The organism is Corynebacterium sp. P3-F1 (genome assembly GCF_030503635.1).
Lineage (GTDB): Bacteria > Actinomycetota > Actinomycetes > Mycobacteriales > Mycobacteriaceae > Corynebacterium.
On sequence record NZ_CP129965.1, the window covers coordinates 1,998,918 to 2,016,540 of the forward strand.

A 17,623-nucleotide genomic window follows, 5' to 3' on the forward strand; every position below is an offset into this window, starting at 1 on the left:
CTGATGTCGAAGTGGTCGAATTTCGTGCGCGGTGAACCCGCCCGCCAGGAGGTGCTTGAAGTCGCCCTCGACTGGATCGCTCAGCGTGACGGCGTGAGTATCGACAACTACATGGCTAAGCACCGCGATGACGACGACTGCAATGAACTGCAGACGTACTTCACCACCGTCATCGACTGGGCCGCAAGCGTGTTCAAGATGACGGACAGTTCCATGCGTGGAATCGCATGGAACAAGCTCTATGAGCAGTACGGCGACAAGGGCTACGACGCAACAGAGATGACCGCCGAAGCACGCGAGTTGCTTTCCGACTCGCAGGTTCAGTCGAAGAAGGGTATCTACGAGTACCTTCTCGGCGGCAAGAAAGAGACGCGGCTGCTTAGCGTGCGTGTCTTCACTGAGGCCGTCAAAAAGCGCGTGTACAAGCGCCAGACAGACGCCGCCGAGAAGAACGGTGTCTCGAACTGCTCGTATTGCGCCCTCGGTCACGAGGGGGGCAAGGCGAAGATCTGGCCGCTCAAGGATATGGACGCCGATCACGTCGCCGCCTGGTCGAAGGGCGGCAAGACCGAGGAAAGCAACTGCGAGCTGCTCTGCAAGTCCCACAACCGTGCCAAAGGTAACGCATAGGAGCAGGTGACTAACCATGCTCATCGGTTACGCCCGCGTTTCCACCTCGAAGCAGGGGCAGTCACTCGACACCCAGCGCGACGCCCTGATCGACGCTGGTTGCGACCCTCAGCACATCTACTCAGACACCATCTCCGGCACGAAATGGCAACGGCCTGGCCTCGATGACGCGCTGGCGTACATGCGCCCCGACGACACGCTCGTTGTCACACGCTTGGACAGGCTCGGCCGCAGCCTCGCGGACACCGTGAACACCATCGCTGACCTCGCCGAGCGCGACATCAACGTCAAGGTGTTGGAGCCAGCGCTGGACACGTCGAAGCCCACCGACAAGGTGGTCATCAACGTCATGGCAAGTCTTGCCGAGTGGGAGCGTGACCTGCTTGTCCAGCGCACCCGTGAAGGCGTGGCGCACGCCCGCGCACAGGGCAGGGTCGCCGGCCCGAAGCCGAAGCTCAGCGCTGAGCAGGCCCAGATCGCTAAGGAGCTTATCGAGGGCGGCAAGTCCCTCAGCGCAGTAGGCAGGACATTCAACGTCTCGCGGCCGACGATCTATCGCGCTCTCAAGCGCATTGACGCCGACACTTAGGCACAGGCTGCGTCGCTAGCGCTCGCACCCAGCGAGCGAGCATCAGGCTGCGCTAGCGACGCTCAGCACGCTTCAGGTGCGGTGGTGCCGTGGCAGGGCGCGACCGGCAGAGCCGGACCGAATACGGGATTGACCACGTACACCCCGTATTCGTGCAAAGGAGCACTGCAATGTCCACCCATTCTCACACGCTTGCATCCCACGGCGAGATCCTCGCGAACCTCCCCGGCATCCTCGGGTTCTACCCGAACAACTCGCTGATCCTCGCGTTCTTCGTCGATGACGAGGGCGTCGACACCGTCCGCCTCGGCCCGGTCGCGCGGTTCGACCTGGACGAGGCCGTGGAGAAGCTCACCGAGAGCCGCGAGCGGTTCGCAGCGTGGGTCCACCACCTCGAACTCGACGCTGTTATCGCGTACATGATCAGCGACGACATTGCACAGCCGATCTTCGACGAGACGGCCACGTACCTCACCAGCGGGGCAGTGCACCTACCGCCGCTGCTCGGGGTGGTGCAGGTGCCTGAGATCGTCACCGGGGCTGCGTGGTGGTCCGTGTATCAGCATCCGCTCATCGACGAGCCGCGCCACGGCGTTGTCGGCGAGGTCGCCGCATCGGCGGCGCTGCGGCAGATGCTAGAGCACACCGGCGAGCTGCCGGAGCCGAGCAAAGACGACATCGAGGCACGGTTGAACAGCACCGATCACGGCATCGACGCTGCCGAGCACGCCGACATCATCGAAGACGCGCTGGCGTATATCCCGCCCATGTTCTCCGACGTGCTGCAGCGTGAGTACGAGCAGGCGGCGGCAGGGATGACCCAGCCGAGCACTCGCGCTGTTCGGTCTGCGCTGAAATGCTTCACCACGCCGCGCCTGCGAGACACGCTGCTCGCGGCGCTGCTCGATGAGCCGCAGGCTGGCCTTGCGTTCATAGAGAAGGTTATGCGCGCTGTCCCGACCAGCTGGCCGGGGATGCGGGCGCAGCTCACCGCCACTGTCGCAGTGCTCGCGCACGCCACCGGCCAGCCGGGACTAGCTGGCGTGGCTGCGCAGCGAGCCACCGAGATCGGGCCAGACGAGAACTTCCCGTCGCTGGTGGCGAAGCTGACCGATATCGGCCAGGGCGAGCGGATGGTCGAGCTTGTCCGCGAAGGCGCCGAGAAGACCCGCACGATCTTGTTTGCCGAGTAGCACCACACACCCCGTTGCAGCAATGCAATGGGGTTTCTTTTTCTCGTCGGCCGTGGCTTGCAGAGATGCACACCTAGCGGGGCGGGGGAGAACCCCCCTAGACAGCAGAGCTGTCTCCAACAGACGGATTGACCATCAATCCGAACAAGGAGGCACGTGATGCGCGACATCACCCACACCGACCTGGAACTGCTCTACCAGCTCGCCGACGGCATCGACGGCGAGGACGCCGATCCGGGCGCAGCGCAAGAACTGCGCGACCTAGAGGCGGCAGGCACACCGCTGCCCTGGGCAGTGCTGTAACGACAGCTCAACCACCCCGCAGCAGCAAAGCCGCTGCTGAAGTACCCAAATTGCACGGCAAATCACACCCACTCACGTAAGGAGAACCATCATGTCCAACCCCTTCAACAACGGCACCATCGTCGGCAACGCAGCTCGCGCACCGAAGCTGTTCGAGCACGCAAACGGTGGCGCGACGGTGAAACTCAGCGTCTATGCGCGCAACACCTTCAAGAACAAGGCCACCGGCAAGGTGGAAAGCGAGATCGTGGAGCTGACCGGCTACGTCCAGGACGCTAAGAACCCCGGCGTGTTCGGCTGCATCGGCTCCGGCGATCGTGTCGCGGTGAGCTACTCGCTGAAAACCGACGTCTACACCGACAAGGACGGCCAGAAGCAGTACCCGCTGGTCGCCCGTATCGACACCGTGCAGCTGATCGACTCCAAGAAAGAGTCCGCTGCGCGCGCAGCCCGTCGCGGAGGCGAGGCGGCGAACGCCGCCCTGGCTGGCGCTGACGCCGACAACGACGAAGCACCGTTCTAACAACGACACCCCGCAGGGAAACCTGCGGGGTTATTTTTTCAACTATTTCACGGTGTTGATCCAGCTCTTTCACGGCCTTACCCAACTGAACAAAACCCAACAGCCCTAGCATCAGCTTGGCGATCGGGGTGGAGTCTTTTGAGTAGGTCTGTCCCTCCTTGAGGAACTTCACCGACACTCCTTTGCTGACTAGCTCGTCAACAATGGCGTACAGATCCGTCAGTGAACGCGCGCACCGATCCATCGACGTGACGACAAGCTGATCTCCTGCACGGACATATCGCATTGCTTCATCACGTCCAGGGCGCTCACGCGATCCACCACTGGCCTTATCCGTGTATTAGGTGAAGACCTTCTCTGCCTTGGGTTGTTCAATCTGACGATCAAGGTTCTGATCTTTCGAACTCACCCGGGCATAGCCCACCTTTTGTCCTGAGATCGCACCCAACTGTTCAGTGATCTCCAGAGGCAGTGACGGTTCTGTTCCGTTAGTCTTGGAACTAACCCTAGCGAACAGGAAGTTTTGTCATTCACAAATTGTTCGCTTGGGGTGTACCCATTTACGCTTTTCAGCTAAAGCCTTGCAGGCTAAAGGTGAGTAAGATTGAGCCTTCCACGTACTAAGGGGGAACGGTGATCGAGACAGTCGATGATCTTAAGGTCGCTCTCAATGTAGAGGACTTGCGGCGAATGAGTAGCGACAAAGTTCTTCACCTCGTCAAGATGGTGCAGAAAGAGGGAGTTAACGAGGCGGTCCTTACGGCGTTACGATCTATCGCGCCCGACACGATGTTCCAGTTTGCCCAGGCGATGGACGATAGTGTCCAAAAGGCTGTTGCCAGCAATGACCGGAGTTCAGACAATCTTTACGCGCAAATAGACACGTCAAAAGAAATACTCCGTCAAATTATTCACAACCCCAATAGTTCTGAGCAGGAACGCCAGGATGCACTTAACCGCCTAGAGCGGTACGACGACAAACTATTTGAACATGAGTTGAACAATAAACGATTCAACTTGGAAGTGTTGAAGGTCAACAAAGAGGTAGTCCTCGGAATTGGAATTGCATTTGGCGCGGCCGGCATGGCCGCAGTTTCTCCAGAAGCCAGGAAATGGCTAGTGCAAAACGGAGGACAGATGGTTGCGAACGTAAACAGGAAAGCGCTTCCCGGCAGTTAGAGAATGTGGGAGGGTTGTCGCTCGCCGCCGGCAGAGTGAGACCACCGATAGGAGAGGGAAGCTGGTCACGCACCACAGCGCCCAAAAGTTGGGAGCGACGCTTTTGCCGAAGGCTGTTTGCCCTGTTTGTGCGGCGATGTCGCGGTTGAGGTCGGTGTACCCAATGGGACATTCGGGAAAACGCAACACTCCACCCCCTGGGGGCGGGTCGGGAATAAAATAGAGATCAAAGCGTTGAACTAGGTGTACGCCAAAATGAAGAACCGGCAAGGAAGGGGGAAGTGGTGCTGTTGCAAAGTTCGGGCGACAGGAAGACCTGCGTGAAATAATCACAGCTATGGGCATCTTCTCCGGTCGGCATTTCCCCCGTGAAATCATCCTGTGGGCGGTGCGGTGGTACTGCCGCTACGGCGTGAGCTACCGCGATCTCGAAGAGATGATGACCGAGCGGGGTGTGCCAGTCGATCACACCACGATCTACCGCTGGGTGCAGAAATACGCCCCTGAGTTGGATAAGCACACTCGGTGGTACCGGCAGGTACCCGACTGGCAGGCCCGGTCCTAGCGGGTGGATGAGACCTATATTCGGGTCGGCGGCACGTGGTGCTATCTCTACCGGGCTATTACCGCCGGTGGGCAGACCCTGGACTTTTATCTCTCCCCAAAGCGTAACGTCGCCGCAGCGAAGCGTTTCCTGGCCAAGACCCTGAGGTCGAACACGATAACCGGGTTCCCGCGGGTGATCAACACCGATAAAGCACCCTCCCTGGCCAGGGCAATCGCCGAGTTGAAGTCAGAGGGAATCTGCCCGCAGACCGTGGAACACCGGCAGGTGAAATACCTCAATAACGTCATTGAAGGAGATCATGGGCGGCTGAAACGGATCCTCGGACCGAAGGGGGCGTTCAAAAATCGGACGTCTGCCTACCGGACGTTGAAAGGGATGGAAGATGCATTCATTGCGGAAAGGTCAGGGCACGATGTTTGCTTATGGGCACCCCAATCCGGACGCGGTGATCGTCAACCGGGCCTTCGAGACGGCCTGAGAACGCCGGCACGCAGCGGCCATCAGGAAATGAGAAACTGGGTCGTCTCGGCTCTCCGCCCAACTTTGCAACAGCACCGTTGTAACCACCCACTGTCTTGGCTACCAAGGCCGTTGCCCGCAATGGATTATCAATTCACCGCAGATTAAATAGCAAATGTACAAAACGATGCCTCAATCGTGGGCCACGGAGCTCGCTGGGAAAGACATTTCCGGGAAAGATATGTCCAACTATGACCTGACGGATATCAATCTCGAAGGAAGCATATGCAAAGGATGCTCGTTTCGCGGCTCCATGGTGGCATGGGCTAACTTGAAATCGGCAGATTTCACCGACGCAGATTTTACGAACGCAATTCTTAGCGAGTCAGACCTTCGTGGAGCGACATTAACGCGCGCGAATTTTACGAACGCATATCTGGTACCTGTTACCGCCAGTCCAAGGCAATTCTCTGAATGTACAGGTTTGGATGCAAGTAATGCGATACTTTATAGCCCCTGATTGCGCCTACATGAATTCCGTTCAAGCCCTACGGTGTATCGGGCGTTGAAAAACGCATAGCTACCGCGATGGGGCGGGTGAATATACGCCCCACAGTACATGCCGTATGTTTAGGCATATGGCACGGCATACGCTTTAGCATATGTCCGCCCATATGTAGTCCGGTGCTGTTGCAAAGTTCGGGCGACAGGAAGACCTGCGTGAAATAATCACGGCCATGGACATCTTCTCCGGTCGGCATTTCCCCCGTGAAATCATCCTGTGGGCGGTGCGGTGGTACTGCCGCTACGGCGTGAGCTACCGCGATCTCGAAGAGATGATGACCGAGCGGGGTGTGCCAGTCGATCACACCACGATCTACCGCTGGGTGCAGAAATACGCCCCTGAGTTGGATAAGCACACTCGGTGGTACCGGCAGGTACCCGACTGGCAGGCCCGGTCCTGGCGGGTGGATGAGACCTATATTCGGGTCGGCGGCACGTGGTGCTATCTCTACCGGGCTATTACCGCCGGTGGGCAGACCCTGGATTTTTACCTGTCCCCAAAGCGTAACGTCGCCGCAGCGAAGCGTTTCCTGGCCAAGACCCTGAGGTCGAACACGATAACCGGGTTCCCGCGGGTGATCAACACCGATAAAGCACCCTCCCTGGCCAGGGCAATCGCCGAGTTGAAGTCAGAGGGAATCTGCCCGCAGACCGTGGAACACCGGCAGGTGAAATACCTCAATAACGTCATTGAAGGAGATCATGGGCGGCTGAAACGGATCCTCGGACCGAAGGGGGCGTTCAAAAACCGGACCTCGGCGTACCGGACGTTGAAAGGGATGGAAGCGATGCACTCATTACGGAAAGGCCAGGGCGCGATGTTTGCCTACGAGCAACCGAACCCGGATGCGGTGATCGTCAGCCGGGTGTTCGAGGCTGCCTGAGAACGCCGACCCGCAGCGAGCATCAAAGGATGAAGACTGGGTCGTCACGGCTCTCCGCCTGAAGTTTGCAACAGCACCGGAATGAAGTTCTCGGCGAGCCAACGCATTGACTCTTCGGGGTACTTCTTTGCTTCTTCGTAGTCGCGGGCGACATAGCGCGGACGTTTCACTTCGCGCCCGTCCACCTCACTGGTGTAGTAGTCGGGGATCTCCTTGCACATCGACTTCGGCAGATACACGACGAACAGCGACGTCTCGAAACTGTTCTTCTGCACGCGCACTCCGTCCATCCGAGGCGTCTACGGCCGCCACAGGGCCGTACAGCCGCTGCAACAAAGATGAACCAATCGGGTCGCGGCGCTACACATTTACATCAACAGCTGCCGCTGGATCTGCTGCAGCTTACAGCTGCGAAACACACGTCGCTGGCGGCGTAAGTTACATGCGCTTGCGCGCATATGACCGCCGCGAGCGTGATACGTCTGCACCGATACTGTGCTTATGGCACGGGCCGATATGGAGTGTGTTACTCAGCCCGTGTCGTTGACCCCCGCAGCAGCATCAACACCGCCTGGCGGCGGATAGCTCGCTGCGGGATTTGGAACACCCTGCAATAACCGCCTGACGACGGTGTCGCTGTGCAGGGTGTGGCTGTGCGCACCACGTAGGCGATGTCGGTCTTGCCGTTCGGTTAGACACCTTTTGCTCGCAGGCTCGCTGCAGGTGTCTCGATGACGCGGGAAGACGCCGCAAGCGGCGTTTCCACCCGTCATCGGCCCTTACTTTAAGACCGACATACAACGGACGTAGCCGTATGTGGTGCGCACAGCGTAGCGACCTGCAGATTTTGCGTAGGCACCATGTGCGCTTCGCGCATCAACGGGCCGTTTCGGGTAAGGGTCGAAGACCGCATTACAACCCGAAACACGCAGGTCGCAGCCCCCTTCTGTGTCAAAACCCCTATATGTTTGTCGTTATAGGGGTAGAAGGGGGAAAAGGGCATAAGGGGGTGCGACGCCTCCGCTGCGCTCCGGCGCTCGGCATAGCCGAGGAACTGCACCGGGTATTACTACTCGCTGGCGCTCGCATAACCCGGTGCCCGGCGCTGGCGCGCCGCCCCTTACAGCCCCAGACTCAGACCTCGCTCGCTCGGTCTGGCTGGTGCTGTCTTGCCCTCCGCTTGCGCTCCGGTCAAGATGCCCAATAGTGCAGCTGGCGCTGCACCTTGTGTGATGACCCATGCTCTGTATCACGACACTGCCGGCAATCCGATATATCTTGTTGATATACATTCGGATATGCCAGCATCGATGTGTCGTGTTTGGGTCATCACGAAACGCTCCATCACGGCAAGCCTGCCGAGATGGATATTGGCGTATCTCACGACGCGGCATTATGCGGCATGCGCCGCATATCACTTGCCGTCGCGGTCACAACTTCAGCAGCACAGCTGCTGAAATCTGCTCTGTCCACGCTGCTGTCTTTGCTGCGCCCACGGCCCCGTCTTCGGCATAGCTGACGTCCACACGAGACTATGCCGGCCGGGACCGCGCATCACAGCAGCGCGACATACCGCCAGCCATGTGGCGGATGATCCAGGCGACGGGGCAGACGCTTATATGCCCCGTCGCCGACACCGGCGCAAGCATCGTGACAGTGTCACGTGTAGCGGTGCCGCAGCCACCCGCACACACGCGAAAACCCCGCCCTTGCGAGCGGGGTGTGTGGCGACATCAAACGTGACGGCTGTACGTCGTCACGCCGCGTGGCCGTACACACATGAGGTGATTGCGTGTACGGCTAAAGGGTTAGTCGGGTACAACTTCTAGATGCCGCTTCGGCTTACTGCCCTCGGTGCTCTCAGGCGTGTCGCCGTCACCGTTCTCAGGTGTATCGCTGTCCCCTTCGGTGCTGGCGGACTTGTCACCGTCCCCTTCGGTGCTGGCGGACTTGTCACCGTCGAGATTCACCTCGAACTCTTCGGCATACTTGCGCAACTGCGCAAGGCGCTCCTTTGTCGCTTTGTGTGCACGGCGCGCCTCGTTCACGGTATCTTTTGCTTGCTGCTCATCGCGCAGCGCTGCTGCGTAATCGTCTCTGAAAGACATCGTTTGTTCTCCTTGGTTGAATGAACTGTTTATTTGGACTCGGGGCACGACGGTGGAGCGCGCGTGTGTAGTAGCACGGCCATCACCCATCAGCCCTCGCACTCAGTTCAAGACCCAGCCTGACTAGCTGAGCTAAGCGGCGGGATCTCGTCGTAGGCGGGTTTGTCCGCATTAGTGCTTCACACCGCCCAGCACCGTGACGAGCTGCTGGCGCTGCTCATCTGTCAGTTGGGGCGCTGCATTCACGACGGCATCGACGAAGCCGTCGAATAGCTGCGGGGCAGGGCGGCGTGCGGCCGCGAGGTAGGCGTCGAGATCGTCTTGGCGAATCCGATAGGCGGTGCCGAAACGGTGGAATGAAAGACGGCCCTCTTTAATAGCTTTTCGCAACGTGGACTCGGAGCCGACGCCGAGATCGGCGAGTTCCTGCAGCGTGTAAAAGCGTGGCGCGACGGCGGTAGTCGTGTCCTTTTCGGACATAGAAAAACGCTCCTGGGCAGATTGATCTGTCCCGGAGCGGGGTGCTTTACCGGCTTGCTATTCAGGCGGCTTGGAGTGCCGTGCTCAACTCGCTAGAACGGTGGTCTGCCGTCCCATCGCTTTACGGGAGCGCTTACTCCCTACCTGACCGCTTTTGTGGTTGGCAATGCCGTTGCCGACCGGTCTATCTCGTCGGAGGAACCGCGCCTATCACGGTCGAGAGGCTGTCTCTTTATGAATTATCCTCGGGGTTATCCCCCGTATGCGGCTGGCTAAACCAAAAACGAATTAAAACGCCACATACGGTCTGGGGGCCATCGTACGGAACTTATGCGTCGCGCACAATAGCCTGCGACCTAATCTTTACGAATCGAACCGAGCACGTTTCTACACGCCACGTGGCACGGCTGGGGTGTTGTGGTGGGGCAGCTGTTGTGTGGCGGCATGGTGACACGCAAGGGGCGCGCCTTTTTGTGACCTGTGACACGTCTATAGTGTGCTCGTTTCGTAGTTTTGACCTCGTTTCGTAATTTGCCGATCAAAATACGAAAAAATTACGAAACGCTCTACCTGCGGTTTCGTAGAACTACGAAAATCGGAAAACCAAATTACGAAACACGCGATAACGCTGTGACCTGCACAGACACGTCACATTTCGGGGATGTTTCGTAATTTTGCGGCATTTCGACCCAAACCTTTTAAGGGAGAGACACAGACACACATTACGGGCACATGTCTACGACATAGACCGTCCTCATTGAGGGCACGCTGCAGGGGTTGTAGCTATGTGACACGGCCGGGATGCTGCGTCACGGTGACACGCAAGGGGCGCGCCTTTTTATGACCTGTGACACGTCTGTAGCGCGCTCGTTTCGTAGTTTTGACCTCGTTTCGTAATTTGCCGATCAAAATACGAAAAAATTACGAAACGCTCTACCTGCGGTTTCGTGATTTCCGCAAACGAAAAGAACAAAACTACGAAACACGCGATAACGCTGTGACCTGCATAGACACGTCACATTTCGGCGGTGTTTCGTAATTTTGCGGTATTTCGACCCAAACCTTTTAAGAGAGAGACACAGACACGCATTGCAGGCACATGTCTACGGCACAGAGCGTCCTCGTTGAGGGCACGCTGCAGGGGTTGCAGCTATGTGACACGGGACACAATCGCAATCAAGGTGTCTCTTCTTATTTAGATTTTCTTCAAAAAGTGGAAAAATTACGAAACGAAAACCATTTACGCTGCTCAACGTATGTTTTTGTGTTTCGTAGTTTTGTTCTTTTCGTTTACGAGATTACGAAATGACCCGCAAATACCTACCGTGACCTGCGGTGATGTGTTTCGTATTTTTCTGCGTAATTTCACGTCGCCCGAAGCAGACACCCTGCCGTGTGCTTGCTGCAGGGCTGCGGCCGTCCCTCCATGTGGAGCGTCAGTGTCGATGCTGTAACTTAAACGTACATACATTTGTGGCGCTCTCGTTACGTGTCTGTGCATTGCCGAGCTCTTTACTGTTGTGTGTGGGCGCGCAGCCGTAGTGTCCGTGCCACTCCGAGTAGGGCGCGTCGTACCCCAAACCCATGTTCAATTAAATTCCAATCCAGAGAGGTCTTGCACTGTTGCGGTGCGGTTGTCTTCTTTCTCACCGTATTGGACCCTGCGAAATTAATTGGATACGATAGGCCCATGTTGATTTCAGGTTCCGTTTTCATGCGGCCGCTCACCAGCCGCTAAGGCGGTTTTCTCCCTCCCGCAGGTTAGAAACCGCTCCGGTCCTTTAGCCGGGCGGCCATTTGCCATGCCCGGCTCCGTTTCAACTCCACGGAGCACACCTGATGTCTACATACGGATACGGCCGTCACGAACATGGCCAAAATTTTCTCACAGACCACAAGATCATCAACTCCATCGTCGATCTTGTAAAACAAACCTCCGGCCCCATCATTGAGATCGGGCCAGGAAGCGGTGCCCTCACTCACCCGATATCCCACTTGGGGAGGGCAATAACGGCAGTTGAGGTAGACGCAAAACTAGCTGCCAAACTCACAAAAAAGACCGCCTCGGCGTCGGTCGAAGTGGTCCATGATGATTTCCTCAACTTCCCGTTACCCGCCACTCCCTGCGTCATTGTGGGAAACATTCCCTTTCACCTCACCACTGCCATTCTTCGAAAGTTGTTGCATGCGCCGGCATGGACTGCCGCTGTACTCCTCATGCAGTGGGAAGTCGCTCGCCGCCGGGCCGGGGTAGGTGCAAGCACGATGATGACAGCTCAGTGGTCCCCATGGTTCACGTTTCACCTTGGTTCCCGAGTACCAAGGTCTGCTTTCCGGCCACAGCCAAACGTTGACGGGGGGATCTTAGTGATCCGCCGGGTGGGTGACCCGAAGATCCCGATAGAGCAACGCAAAGCCTTTCAGGCGATGGTGCACACCGTTTTCACCGCCCGGGGACGCGGGATAGGGGAAATTCTCCGAAGGGCAGGGTTGTTTTCATCACGTTCAGAGACACAATCATGGTTGCGCTCGCGAGGAATCGACCCCGCAACCCTACCTCCCAGATTGCACACCAGCGACTGGATCGATCTCTTCCAGGTGACTGGTTCCTCTTCACCGCGCCATCGGCCCATTTCACAATCGGGAAGTAGTCAACGCCCTCCTCAACGGAAAAATCGAGGCCGGCGGCGGTAATCCCCCCACCACCAAAACCGAAATCCACCAGTAGTAGTGAACGACCCATGTTCGTCTACCGTGAGCCGCGTTATGGCAGTGACGTGTTCTCGTCGGGCACAGTCATAGTTCCCGGCGTTGCCAGCGACAGGGTTCTACACCCAGCAGCGGGACCGATCAAAATCACCCGCACGGGGAACGACCCTGCTGGTGGTTTCGATTTTGATGAAAGCGAGGAGACATAGCCCCTCGCCAACTCCCCGTAGCTGGCGAACAGTAGCTCCTGGCGCTGGCGCTCGTTGGTGAGTTTGCGTGCCACATCGAAAGCCTTATCGACTTCCCGGTCCAAGTTGTTGTGGGCCTTGAGCAGAATTGGGTCCATCGATAACGGGTTGTAGTGCTCCGCGAGTGACCGCTGGGGGTGCCGCTCGCGTGCCCGCAGCACCAACTGTCCAGCGTCGATGATTCGCTGCTGCGCCTTCTCATCTAGTTCACACAGAGCTGGTCCGCAGTTGTAGCTCCCGATGTACTCCGAAAAACGGAAAAAATAGATAGTGGGGATACATCAACCTTCCACTTTCCATTCTTCCGGCTCAGAGTATTGAGGGGTCTGGGACCGGGTCCGTAAACCCTTTATGTTTTTCGCGTACAGCGGTTTTTAGCGACGCACCCTATAGGTTTTCCGCAGAACTTATATGTGTTTCTGTGCACCCCATATGTTGTCTGTTTTAGCGGTATTTCGTTGTTAATTCCGCACGCGCGCATCAAATGGTTATTTATCGACGACACTCCGTCGAGTTCAAGTTCGACGTTTAGCGTTTAACGTTGTCACCAGTGGAGGTACTCTCGCACCACAGCGCCCCCGAGTTCGTTGAGGTCGGGTGCGACGACGTTGGCGCCGGAGCGGTTGGCGAGGGCGTCGATAAGCGAAACAAGCCCTGGATCATCCCCGAGGCGGAAGAAGGTGATCTTCGCCCCGCGTTTGGTCACCGAGTCAAGCGCGTCGACTGTGCGCGCGAGCGTGATGCGGTCGGTCGGCCAGTTGAAGTAGGCCTGGCCCCATTCGGTCAGGATAGAGGTTGGCTCGCCGTCGGTGACGATGAGAAGCGTCGGGTCGTAGTCGGCGTGGCGGGTGAAGAACTCGTTGGCGAGAAGCAGCGCGTGCTGCAGGTTTGTGCCCTTTTCTTGCATCGGCGGCAGGGCGGTGAGTTCTTCGATCGTCAGCGTCTGTGCGTAGAGGCCGAAACCGATAAGCGCGAGCTCGTCGCTGCGGAACTGTGTGGTGATGAGGTGGTTCAGCGCCAGCGCGGTCTGCTTCATCGGCGTCCAGCGGCCTTCCATTGCCATGGAGAAGGAGGTGTCCACAAGGAGTGCGACGGCGTTTTTCGTGCGCGCTTCGGTTTCGACCACTTCGATGTCGTTCACGGTGATCGCGAACGGCTCGCCGCTGGCGGCGCTGCGCTGCAGGGCGTTCGTGATGGTCCGGGTGGTGTCCCACGCCTGGGTGTCGCCGAACTCCCAGGGGCGTGTGCCACCGGTGGGTTCGCCCTGCTGACCGGCGAGGCGGGAATCGCGTTGGCCGCGGGATAACTGGGAGGTCGCGCCCTTCAGCAGCTCTTTGCCCAGCATGCGCAGCGCTTTCGGGGACAGTTGCAGCGTGCCGGACTCGCCCTTGTTCAGCAATCCGGAGTCGCGCAACGCTTTCTCCAGGTCGCGCAGCTGCTTAGCGCTGGCGGCAGCGTCAGCGCCTAAGAGGTCGGCGACGTCGTCCAAGTCAATGTCTCCGGGGCGTTTGCCTCCGAGGGTGGCGGCGAGCTCGTCGAGGCGCCCGAGGTCGCGCATCGCGCGGGTGGCTTCGCCGAGGCCCATGCCGTCCGATGCCCCGTCGCCGTCGAACGATTCGGACCCTGTCCAGTCCAGGTCGGGGCGGATGCCGCGCAGGTTCGCGTCCAGTTCGCTAACGAGGTTCATCAGCTCCTCCGAACCGAAGGCCTCGGCCGCGAGCTGCATGAGCTCGGCGCGCTGCTCGGGCGTCATGGAGTTGAGCAATCGCTGGGCTGCCGCCGATCGCTGCGCGAGCAGCTCCACCAACTCCTCGATATTGCGGGGGTTCTCCGGAAACTGGTCCCCGTGCTTGGCCATGAACTCCTGCAAGTCCTGCTCCGTAGCCATGCCGGCGCGATGCTTGCCCAACAGCACGTTGAGATCACGAAGCATCTCGGCGACGGATGCGCGATCCTCATCGGTGGCACCTTCCAGCGCCTCTTTCATGCCGGCGAAGCGCTGGTCTAAGAGTTCGCGGCCGATGAGGTCTTTGATCTGTTGGTACTTCTCGCGTGCTGCGGAGGAAGCCCAGCTGTAGTCGTTCAGTTCGGTCACCGCCGCCGCGGGGGAGACGGGCAGGTTGTCCAGCGTCATCTCCCGCATTGTGCGGTCGAGATCGTCCATGTCCACGTCGCGGGCGAGTTGACCGCGTTCGGCGAGCACCGCTTCGTCGAGAAGCTTCTTTGCTTCCTGGAGCGTGCCCCCGAGGTTGGTCTTGTGCAGCAACTCCTGGCGGCGCTCCGCGATTCGGCGCAGGAAGTCGTCGTAGCCCTCGCGGCGCAGATACTCGCGCATGGCTTGCTCGGCGGAATAGCCGTACATGACGTCGTCGGCGATGGCGCGCACCGCCTTGGCCAGGTCGGGTGGTGGGGCGAGGGGGTCTGGACCCGGGGTGTACTTGCGGTAGCGGCGCTGGCTAACCATAAATGGTCTCACCTTCACCGGAGTCCTTCGAAATCTTCTGGGTGAGGTAGAGCGCCTCCACCGCGAGCTCGATGGCACTAGCGCGCTCGCCCTCGCTCTCGGCGTTGAAGGTCGACGCAATGTCTGCGTAAAGCGTGCCTTCGAGCTGGGGCAGGCCGTTGAGGAACTCTGCCGCCGTAATATTTTCTCCAGTGGTGATGTAGGTGGAGCCGTCGAGCGCCTCAATCAGCGGGGTGAAGTCGAGTCCCTTGATCCGGGGGCGAAGAGTCTGGGCCACGGAGTTGCGCAGCAGGTACTCGAGGATGTCCCACTCGCGGCCTTCCTCGCCGTGCTCGAACTCCACCTTGCCGCCGAGCACGTCGACGGCGGCCTCCAGGTCCACGAGGCGGGCGACCGGGTCCTCGCCTGTGATGGCCGCGCGGCGGGCGGCGGAGGCCGCGACTGTCTCGGCGCCGGCGATAGCGAAGCGGGCGGAGACGCCGGCGCGCTGGTTCACTGCGTCGGATTCGCGCAGCGCGCGGGTGAACCGGGCGAGGGCTTCCATAATGGGTTGCGGAACAGTGGCCGTGAGCTGTGATTCCTGCTCGATGACGCGGATCTCGTCGTCCAACTCGACGGGGTAGTGGGTGCGGATCTCCGCGCCGAAGCGGTCCTTGAGCGGGGTGATGATGCGCCCGCGGTTCGTGTAGTCCTCCGGGTTCGCCGACGCCACCACCAGGACGTCCAGCGGCAGGCGCAGCATGTAGCCGCGGATCTGAATGTCGGCTTCCTCCATCACGTTGAGCATGGCCACCTGGATGCGCTCCGCCAGGTCAGGCAGCTCGTTGATGGCCACGATGCCGCGGTTGGAGCGCGGGATGAGGCCGTAGTGGATGGTCTCCGGGTCGCCGAGGCGGCGGCCTTCGGCCACGCGCATCGGGTCCACGTCGCCGATCAGATCCGCCACGGAGGTGTCCGGGGTGGCCAGCTTCTCGGAGTAGCGGGCCTCGCGCGGGATCCAGGTGATGGGCAGCGCGTCTCCTTCAGCCTCGACGCGGCGCTTCGTGGCATCCGTCACCGGGTTCAGGGGGTGTTCGCGCAGCTCGGATCCTTCGACGGCGGGCACAAAGGCGTCGAGAAGCAAAGGAAGCGTGCGAAGCAGGCGGGTCTTGCCCTGGCCGCGCTCGCCGAGCAGCGCGATGTCGTGGCCGGCGATGATGGCGCGCTCGACCTGCGGCAACACGGTGTGCTCGAGGCCGTGCAGGCCCGGCCACGGGTTTTCGCCGGCGCGCAGTGTGGCGATGAGGTTGTCGCGCATCTCTTCGCGCACGGTCTTGTAGGTGTAGCCCGCGGCCTTGAGCTCGCCGAGGGTGGTGATGGATGGCCGGGAGTTGGGCGCTTCAGTCATGCCGGCCAGGGTACGCGGGTTTCAAGGGCGGGTGTGCGCGGTGACCTACCATCACTGCATGACCACCATCTACCTCATTCGCCACGGCGAGACCCCGACGACCGGAAAAATCCTTCCCGGGCGCACGCCGGGGTTGCACCTTTCGGAGAGGGGGCGCATGCAAGCCGCGGCTGTGGCCAAGCGACTCGCCAGCGTCGACGCGGTGTACTCCTCACCCCTCGAGCGCGCTCGCGAGACCGCTTTGCCCACCTGCGAACGGTTCCACAAAGAGCTCGTGCTTGACGACGGCCTCCTAGAAGCCGATTTCGGCACATGGACCGGTGAATCCTTGTCCGACCTTGCCATGTTGCCCGAGTGGCAGGTGGTGCAGAAGCGGCCCGGGGAGTTCCGCTTCCCTGGCGGCGAGTCGTTCGTGGAGATGCAACACCGCGTCGTAGGTTGCGTGCGCACGATCGCGGCGCGGCACCCGGGCGAGGCGGTGGCCTGCTTCACCCACGCCGACCCGATCAAGGCGGCGTTGGCGCATTTCACGGGACGGGGGTGGGGCGCGTTCCAGCAGATCCCGGCGGAACCGTGCTCGGTGTCGGAGCTTGAGCTGTGACCGCGAATGAGCTGTGTGAACTGCTTCAACACGGCGAGGTGGGTTTCGTAGGCCAGATCGCGGAGTCCTCGAACCTCACGGCGGTTGTGGACCTCACGCTTGCTCGCGACGGTGGCCGAGAGGACTACTGCTGGGGCATCTTCAAGCCTGAGGCGGGGGAGCGCTACCTCCACGATTTCCCGGCGGGGCTGTGGCGGCGCGAGCGGGCCGCGTACCTGCTCAGCGACTGGCTGGGCTGGGACATCGTGCCGCCCACGGTGGTGCGCGAGGTGGAGCCGCTCGGTGTCGGGTCGTTGCAGTACTACGTGGACAACGACGGTTCCCACTATTTCCCGCTGTACGAGACCCGCCCCGACCTGCACCCCCAGTTACTGCGCATGGCCGTCTTCGACTTATTGGTGAATAACACGGACCGTAAATCGGGCCATGTTTTGCTCGCGCGCTCGCGAAACGCTAACGGCGTTGACCACGTGTGGGGCATCGACCAGGGACTGTGCTTTCACCATGACCCGAAGTTGCGCACTGTGATCTGGGACTTCGCGCACGAGGCGATCCCATCCGAGCTGGTGGATGCGGTCGAGCCGCTCGCGGGGGAGGTGCCGGAAGGTGTGGCGTCGTTGTTGACACCGGAAGAGGTGGCGGCGTTGAAATCGCGCGCCTCGCGCATCGTGCGCCTGCCGTGGCTGCCGGAGCCACAGTCCGAGTTTCCTTATCCCTGGCCGCTGGTGTAGGCG

Annotated in this window: 17 protein-coding genes and 2 pseudogenes; 12 read left to right on the top strand and 7 right to left on the bottom strand. The window is 59.9% G+C overall.

Annotated features, from left to right (window positions below; genetic code table 11):
* Positions 1-3: 3 nt before the first annotated feature.
* The 5 genes from QYQ98_RS09530 (at position 4) to QYQ98_RS09550 (ending at position 3,238) form a co-directional block, all read left to right on the top strand.
* The gene (locus tag QYQ98_RS09530) at positions 4-630 is read left to right on the top strand and encodes an HNH endonuclease (RefSeq protein WP_052333763.1); all 627 of its coding nucleotides are present in this window, start codon (positions 4-6) and stop codon (positions 628-630) included.
* A 16-nt stretch (positions 631-646) separates the two neighbouring features.
* Positions 647-1,219, top strand: a complete 573-nt coding sequence (locus QYQ98_RS09535) for a recombinase family protein (protein WP_302006626.1) — start codon at positions 647-649, stop codon at positions 1,217-1,219.
* Between the two features lie 170 nt (positions 1,220-1,389).
* A complete protein-coding gene (locus QYQ98_RS09540; RefSeq protein ID WP_302006627.1) occupies positions 1,390-2,412 on the top strand; it encodes a DUF4192 domain-containing protein in 1,023 nt (340 codons plus the stop codon).
* Between the two features lie 159 nt (positions 2,413-2,571).
* Positions 2,572-2,715: a hypothetical protein gene (locus tag QYQ98_RS09545; protein WP_016456431.1), complete on the top strand. Its 144-nt coding sequence runs from the start codon at positions 2,572-2,574 to the stop codon at positions 2,713-2,715.
* Between the two features lie 91 nt (positions 2,716-2,806).
* On the top strand, positions 2,807-3,238 hold the full coding sequence (locus QYQ98_RS09550; RefSeq protein WP_042406442.1) for a single-stranded DNA-binding protein: 432 nt from the start codon (positions 2,807-2,809) through the stop codon (positions 3,236-3,238).
* A 100-nt stretch (positions 3,239-3,338) separates the two neighbouring features.
* On the opposite strand, the pseudogene QYQ98_RS09555 reads toward QYQ98_RS09550, so the two are convergent.
* Positions 3,339-3,566 (bottom strand): annotated as a pseudogene (locus QYQ98_RS09555) (recombinase family protein); the annotation flags it as partial.
* Positions 3,567-3,871: 305 nt separating this feature from the next.
* Between QYQ98_RS09555 and QYQ98_RS09560 the strand changes: the two are divergent.
* The 4 genes and pseudogenes from QYQ98_RS09560 to QYQ98_RS09570 all read left to right on the top strand — a co-directional run bounded on the left by QYQ98_RS09560 (position 3,872) and on the right by QYQ98_RS09570 (position 6,892).
* On the top strand, positions 3,872-4,417 hold the full coding sequence (locus QYQ98_RS09560) for a hypothetical protein (protein WP_302006628.1): 546 nt from the start codon (positions 3,872-3,874) through the stop codon (positions 4,415-4,417).
* Positions 4,418-4,754: 337 nt separating this feature from the next.
* Positions 4,755-5,463: pseudogene (locus QYQ98_RS09565) on the top strand (IS6 family transposase).
* Positions 5,464-5,685: 222 nt separating this feature from the next.
* Positions 5,686-5,964, top strand: coding sequence for a pentapeptide repeat-containing protein (locus tag QYQ98_RS10100; RefSeq protein ID WP_158093103.1), 279 nt, complete (start codon positions 5,686-5,688; stop codon positions 5,962-5,964).
* Between the two features lie 217 nt (positions 5,965-6,181).
* The gene (locus QYQ98_RS09570) at positions 6,182-6,892 is read left to right on the top strand and encodes an IS6 family transposase (RefSeq protein WP_271694428.1); all 711 of its coding nucleotides are present in this window, start codon (positions 6,182-6,184) and stop codon (positions 6,890-6,892) included.
* A 44-nt stretch (positions 6,893-6,936) separates the two neighbouring features.
* On the opposite strand, the gene QYQ98_RS09575 is transcribed toward QYQ98_RS09570, so the two are convergent.
* The 3 genes from QYQ98_RS09575 to QYQ98_RS09585 form a co-directional block, all read right to left on the bottom strand.
* Entirely contained in the window at positions 6,937-7,182 is a 246-nt protein-coding gene (locus QYQ98_RS09575) for a hypothetical protein (RefSeq protein ID WP_302006629.1), read from the bottom strand.
* 1,518 nt (positions 7,183-8,700) lie between these two features.
* A complete protein-coding gene (locus QYQ98_RS09580) occupies positions 8,701-9,000 on the bottom strand; it encodes a hypothetical protein (RefSeq protein ID WP_024058949.1) in 300 nt (99 codons plus the stop codon).
* 171 nt (positions 9,001-9,171) lie between these two features.
* A complete protein-coding gene (locus QYQ98_RS09585) occupies positions 9,172-9,480 on the bottom strand; it encodes a helix-turn-helix domain-containing protein (RefSeq protein WP_024058948.1) in 309 nt (102 codons plus the stop codon).
* Positions 9,481-11,319: 1,839 nt separating this feature from the next.
* Here QYQ98_RS09585 and erm point away from each other — a divergent pair.
* Positions 11,320-12,174 carry a 23S ribosomal RNA methyltransferase Erm gene (gene erm, locus QYQ98_RS09590; RefSeq protein ID WP_016456425.1) on the top strand — a complete coding sequence of 285 codons (855 nt, stop codon included), beginning with the start codon at positions 11,320-11,322 and terminating at the stop codon, positions 12,172-12,174.
* Positions 12,175-12,244: 70 nt separating this feature from the next.
* Here the strand turns inward: erm and QYQ98_RS09595 are convergent, their stop codons facing one another.
* The 3 genes from QYQ98_RS09595 to QYQ98_RS09605 form a co-directional block, all read right to left on the bottom strand.
* Positions 12,245-12,598, bottom strand: a complete 354-nt coding sequence (locus QYQ98_RS09595) for a type IIL restriction-modification enzyme MmeI (RefSeq protein WP_016423158.1) — start codon at positions 12,596-12,598, stop codon at positions 12,245-12,247.
* 383 nt (positions 12,599-12,981) lie between these two features.
* Positions 12,982-14,901: a VWA domain-containing protein gene (locus QYQ98_RS09600; protein WP_302006631.1), complete on the bottom strand. Its 1,920-nt coding sequence runs from the start codon at positions 14,899-14,901 to the stop codon at positions 12,982-12,984.
* Complete coding sequence (locus QYQ98_RS09605; protein WP_302006632.1) at positions 14,894-16,288, bottom strand: magnesium chelatase; 1,395 nt, start codon at positions 16,286-16,288, stop codon at positions 14,894-14,896. Before QYQ98_RS09605 ends, QYQ98_RS09600 begins: the two co-directional genes overlap by 8 nt.
* A 58-nt stretch (positions 16,289-16,346) precedes the next feature.
* Here QYQ98_RS09605 and QYQ98_RS09610 point away from each other — a divergent pair, with 58 nt between their 5' ends.
* Together QYQ98_RS09610 and QYQ98_RS09615 are read left to right on the top strand one after the other, a co-directional pair.
* Positions 16,347-16,889 (top strand): histidine phosphatase family protein, encoded by a 543-nt coding sequence (locus QYQ98_RS09610; protein WP_302006633.1) that lies wholly within the window; start codon positions 16,347-16,349, stop codon positions 16,887-16,889.
* A complete protein-coding gene (locus tag QYQ98_RS09615; RefSeq protein ID WP_302006634.1) occupies positions 16,886-17,620 on the top strand; it encodes an SCO1664 family protein in 735 nt (244 codons plus the stop codon). The genes QYQ98_RS09610 and QYQ98_RS09615 overlap by 4 nt, the downstream gene beginning before the upstream one ends.
* Positions 17,621-17,623 lie beyond the last annotated feature (3 nt).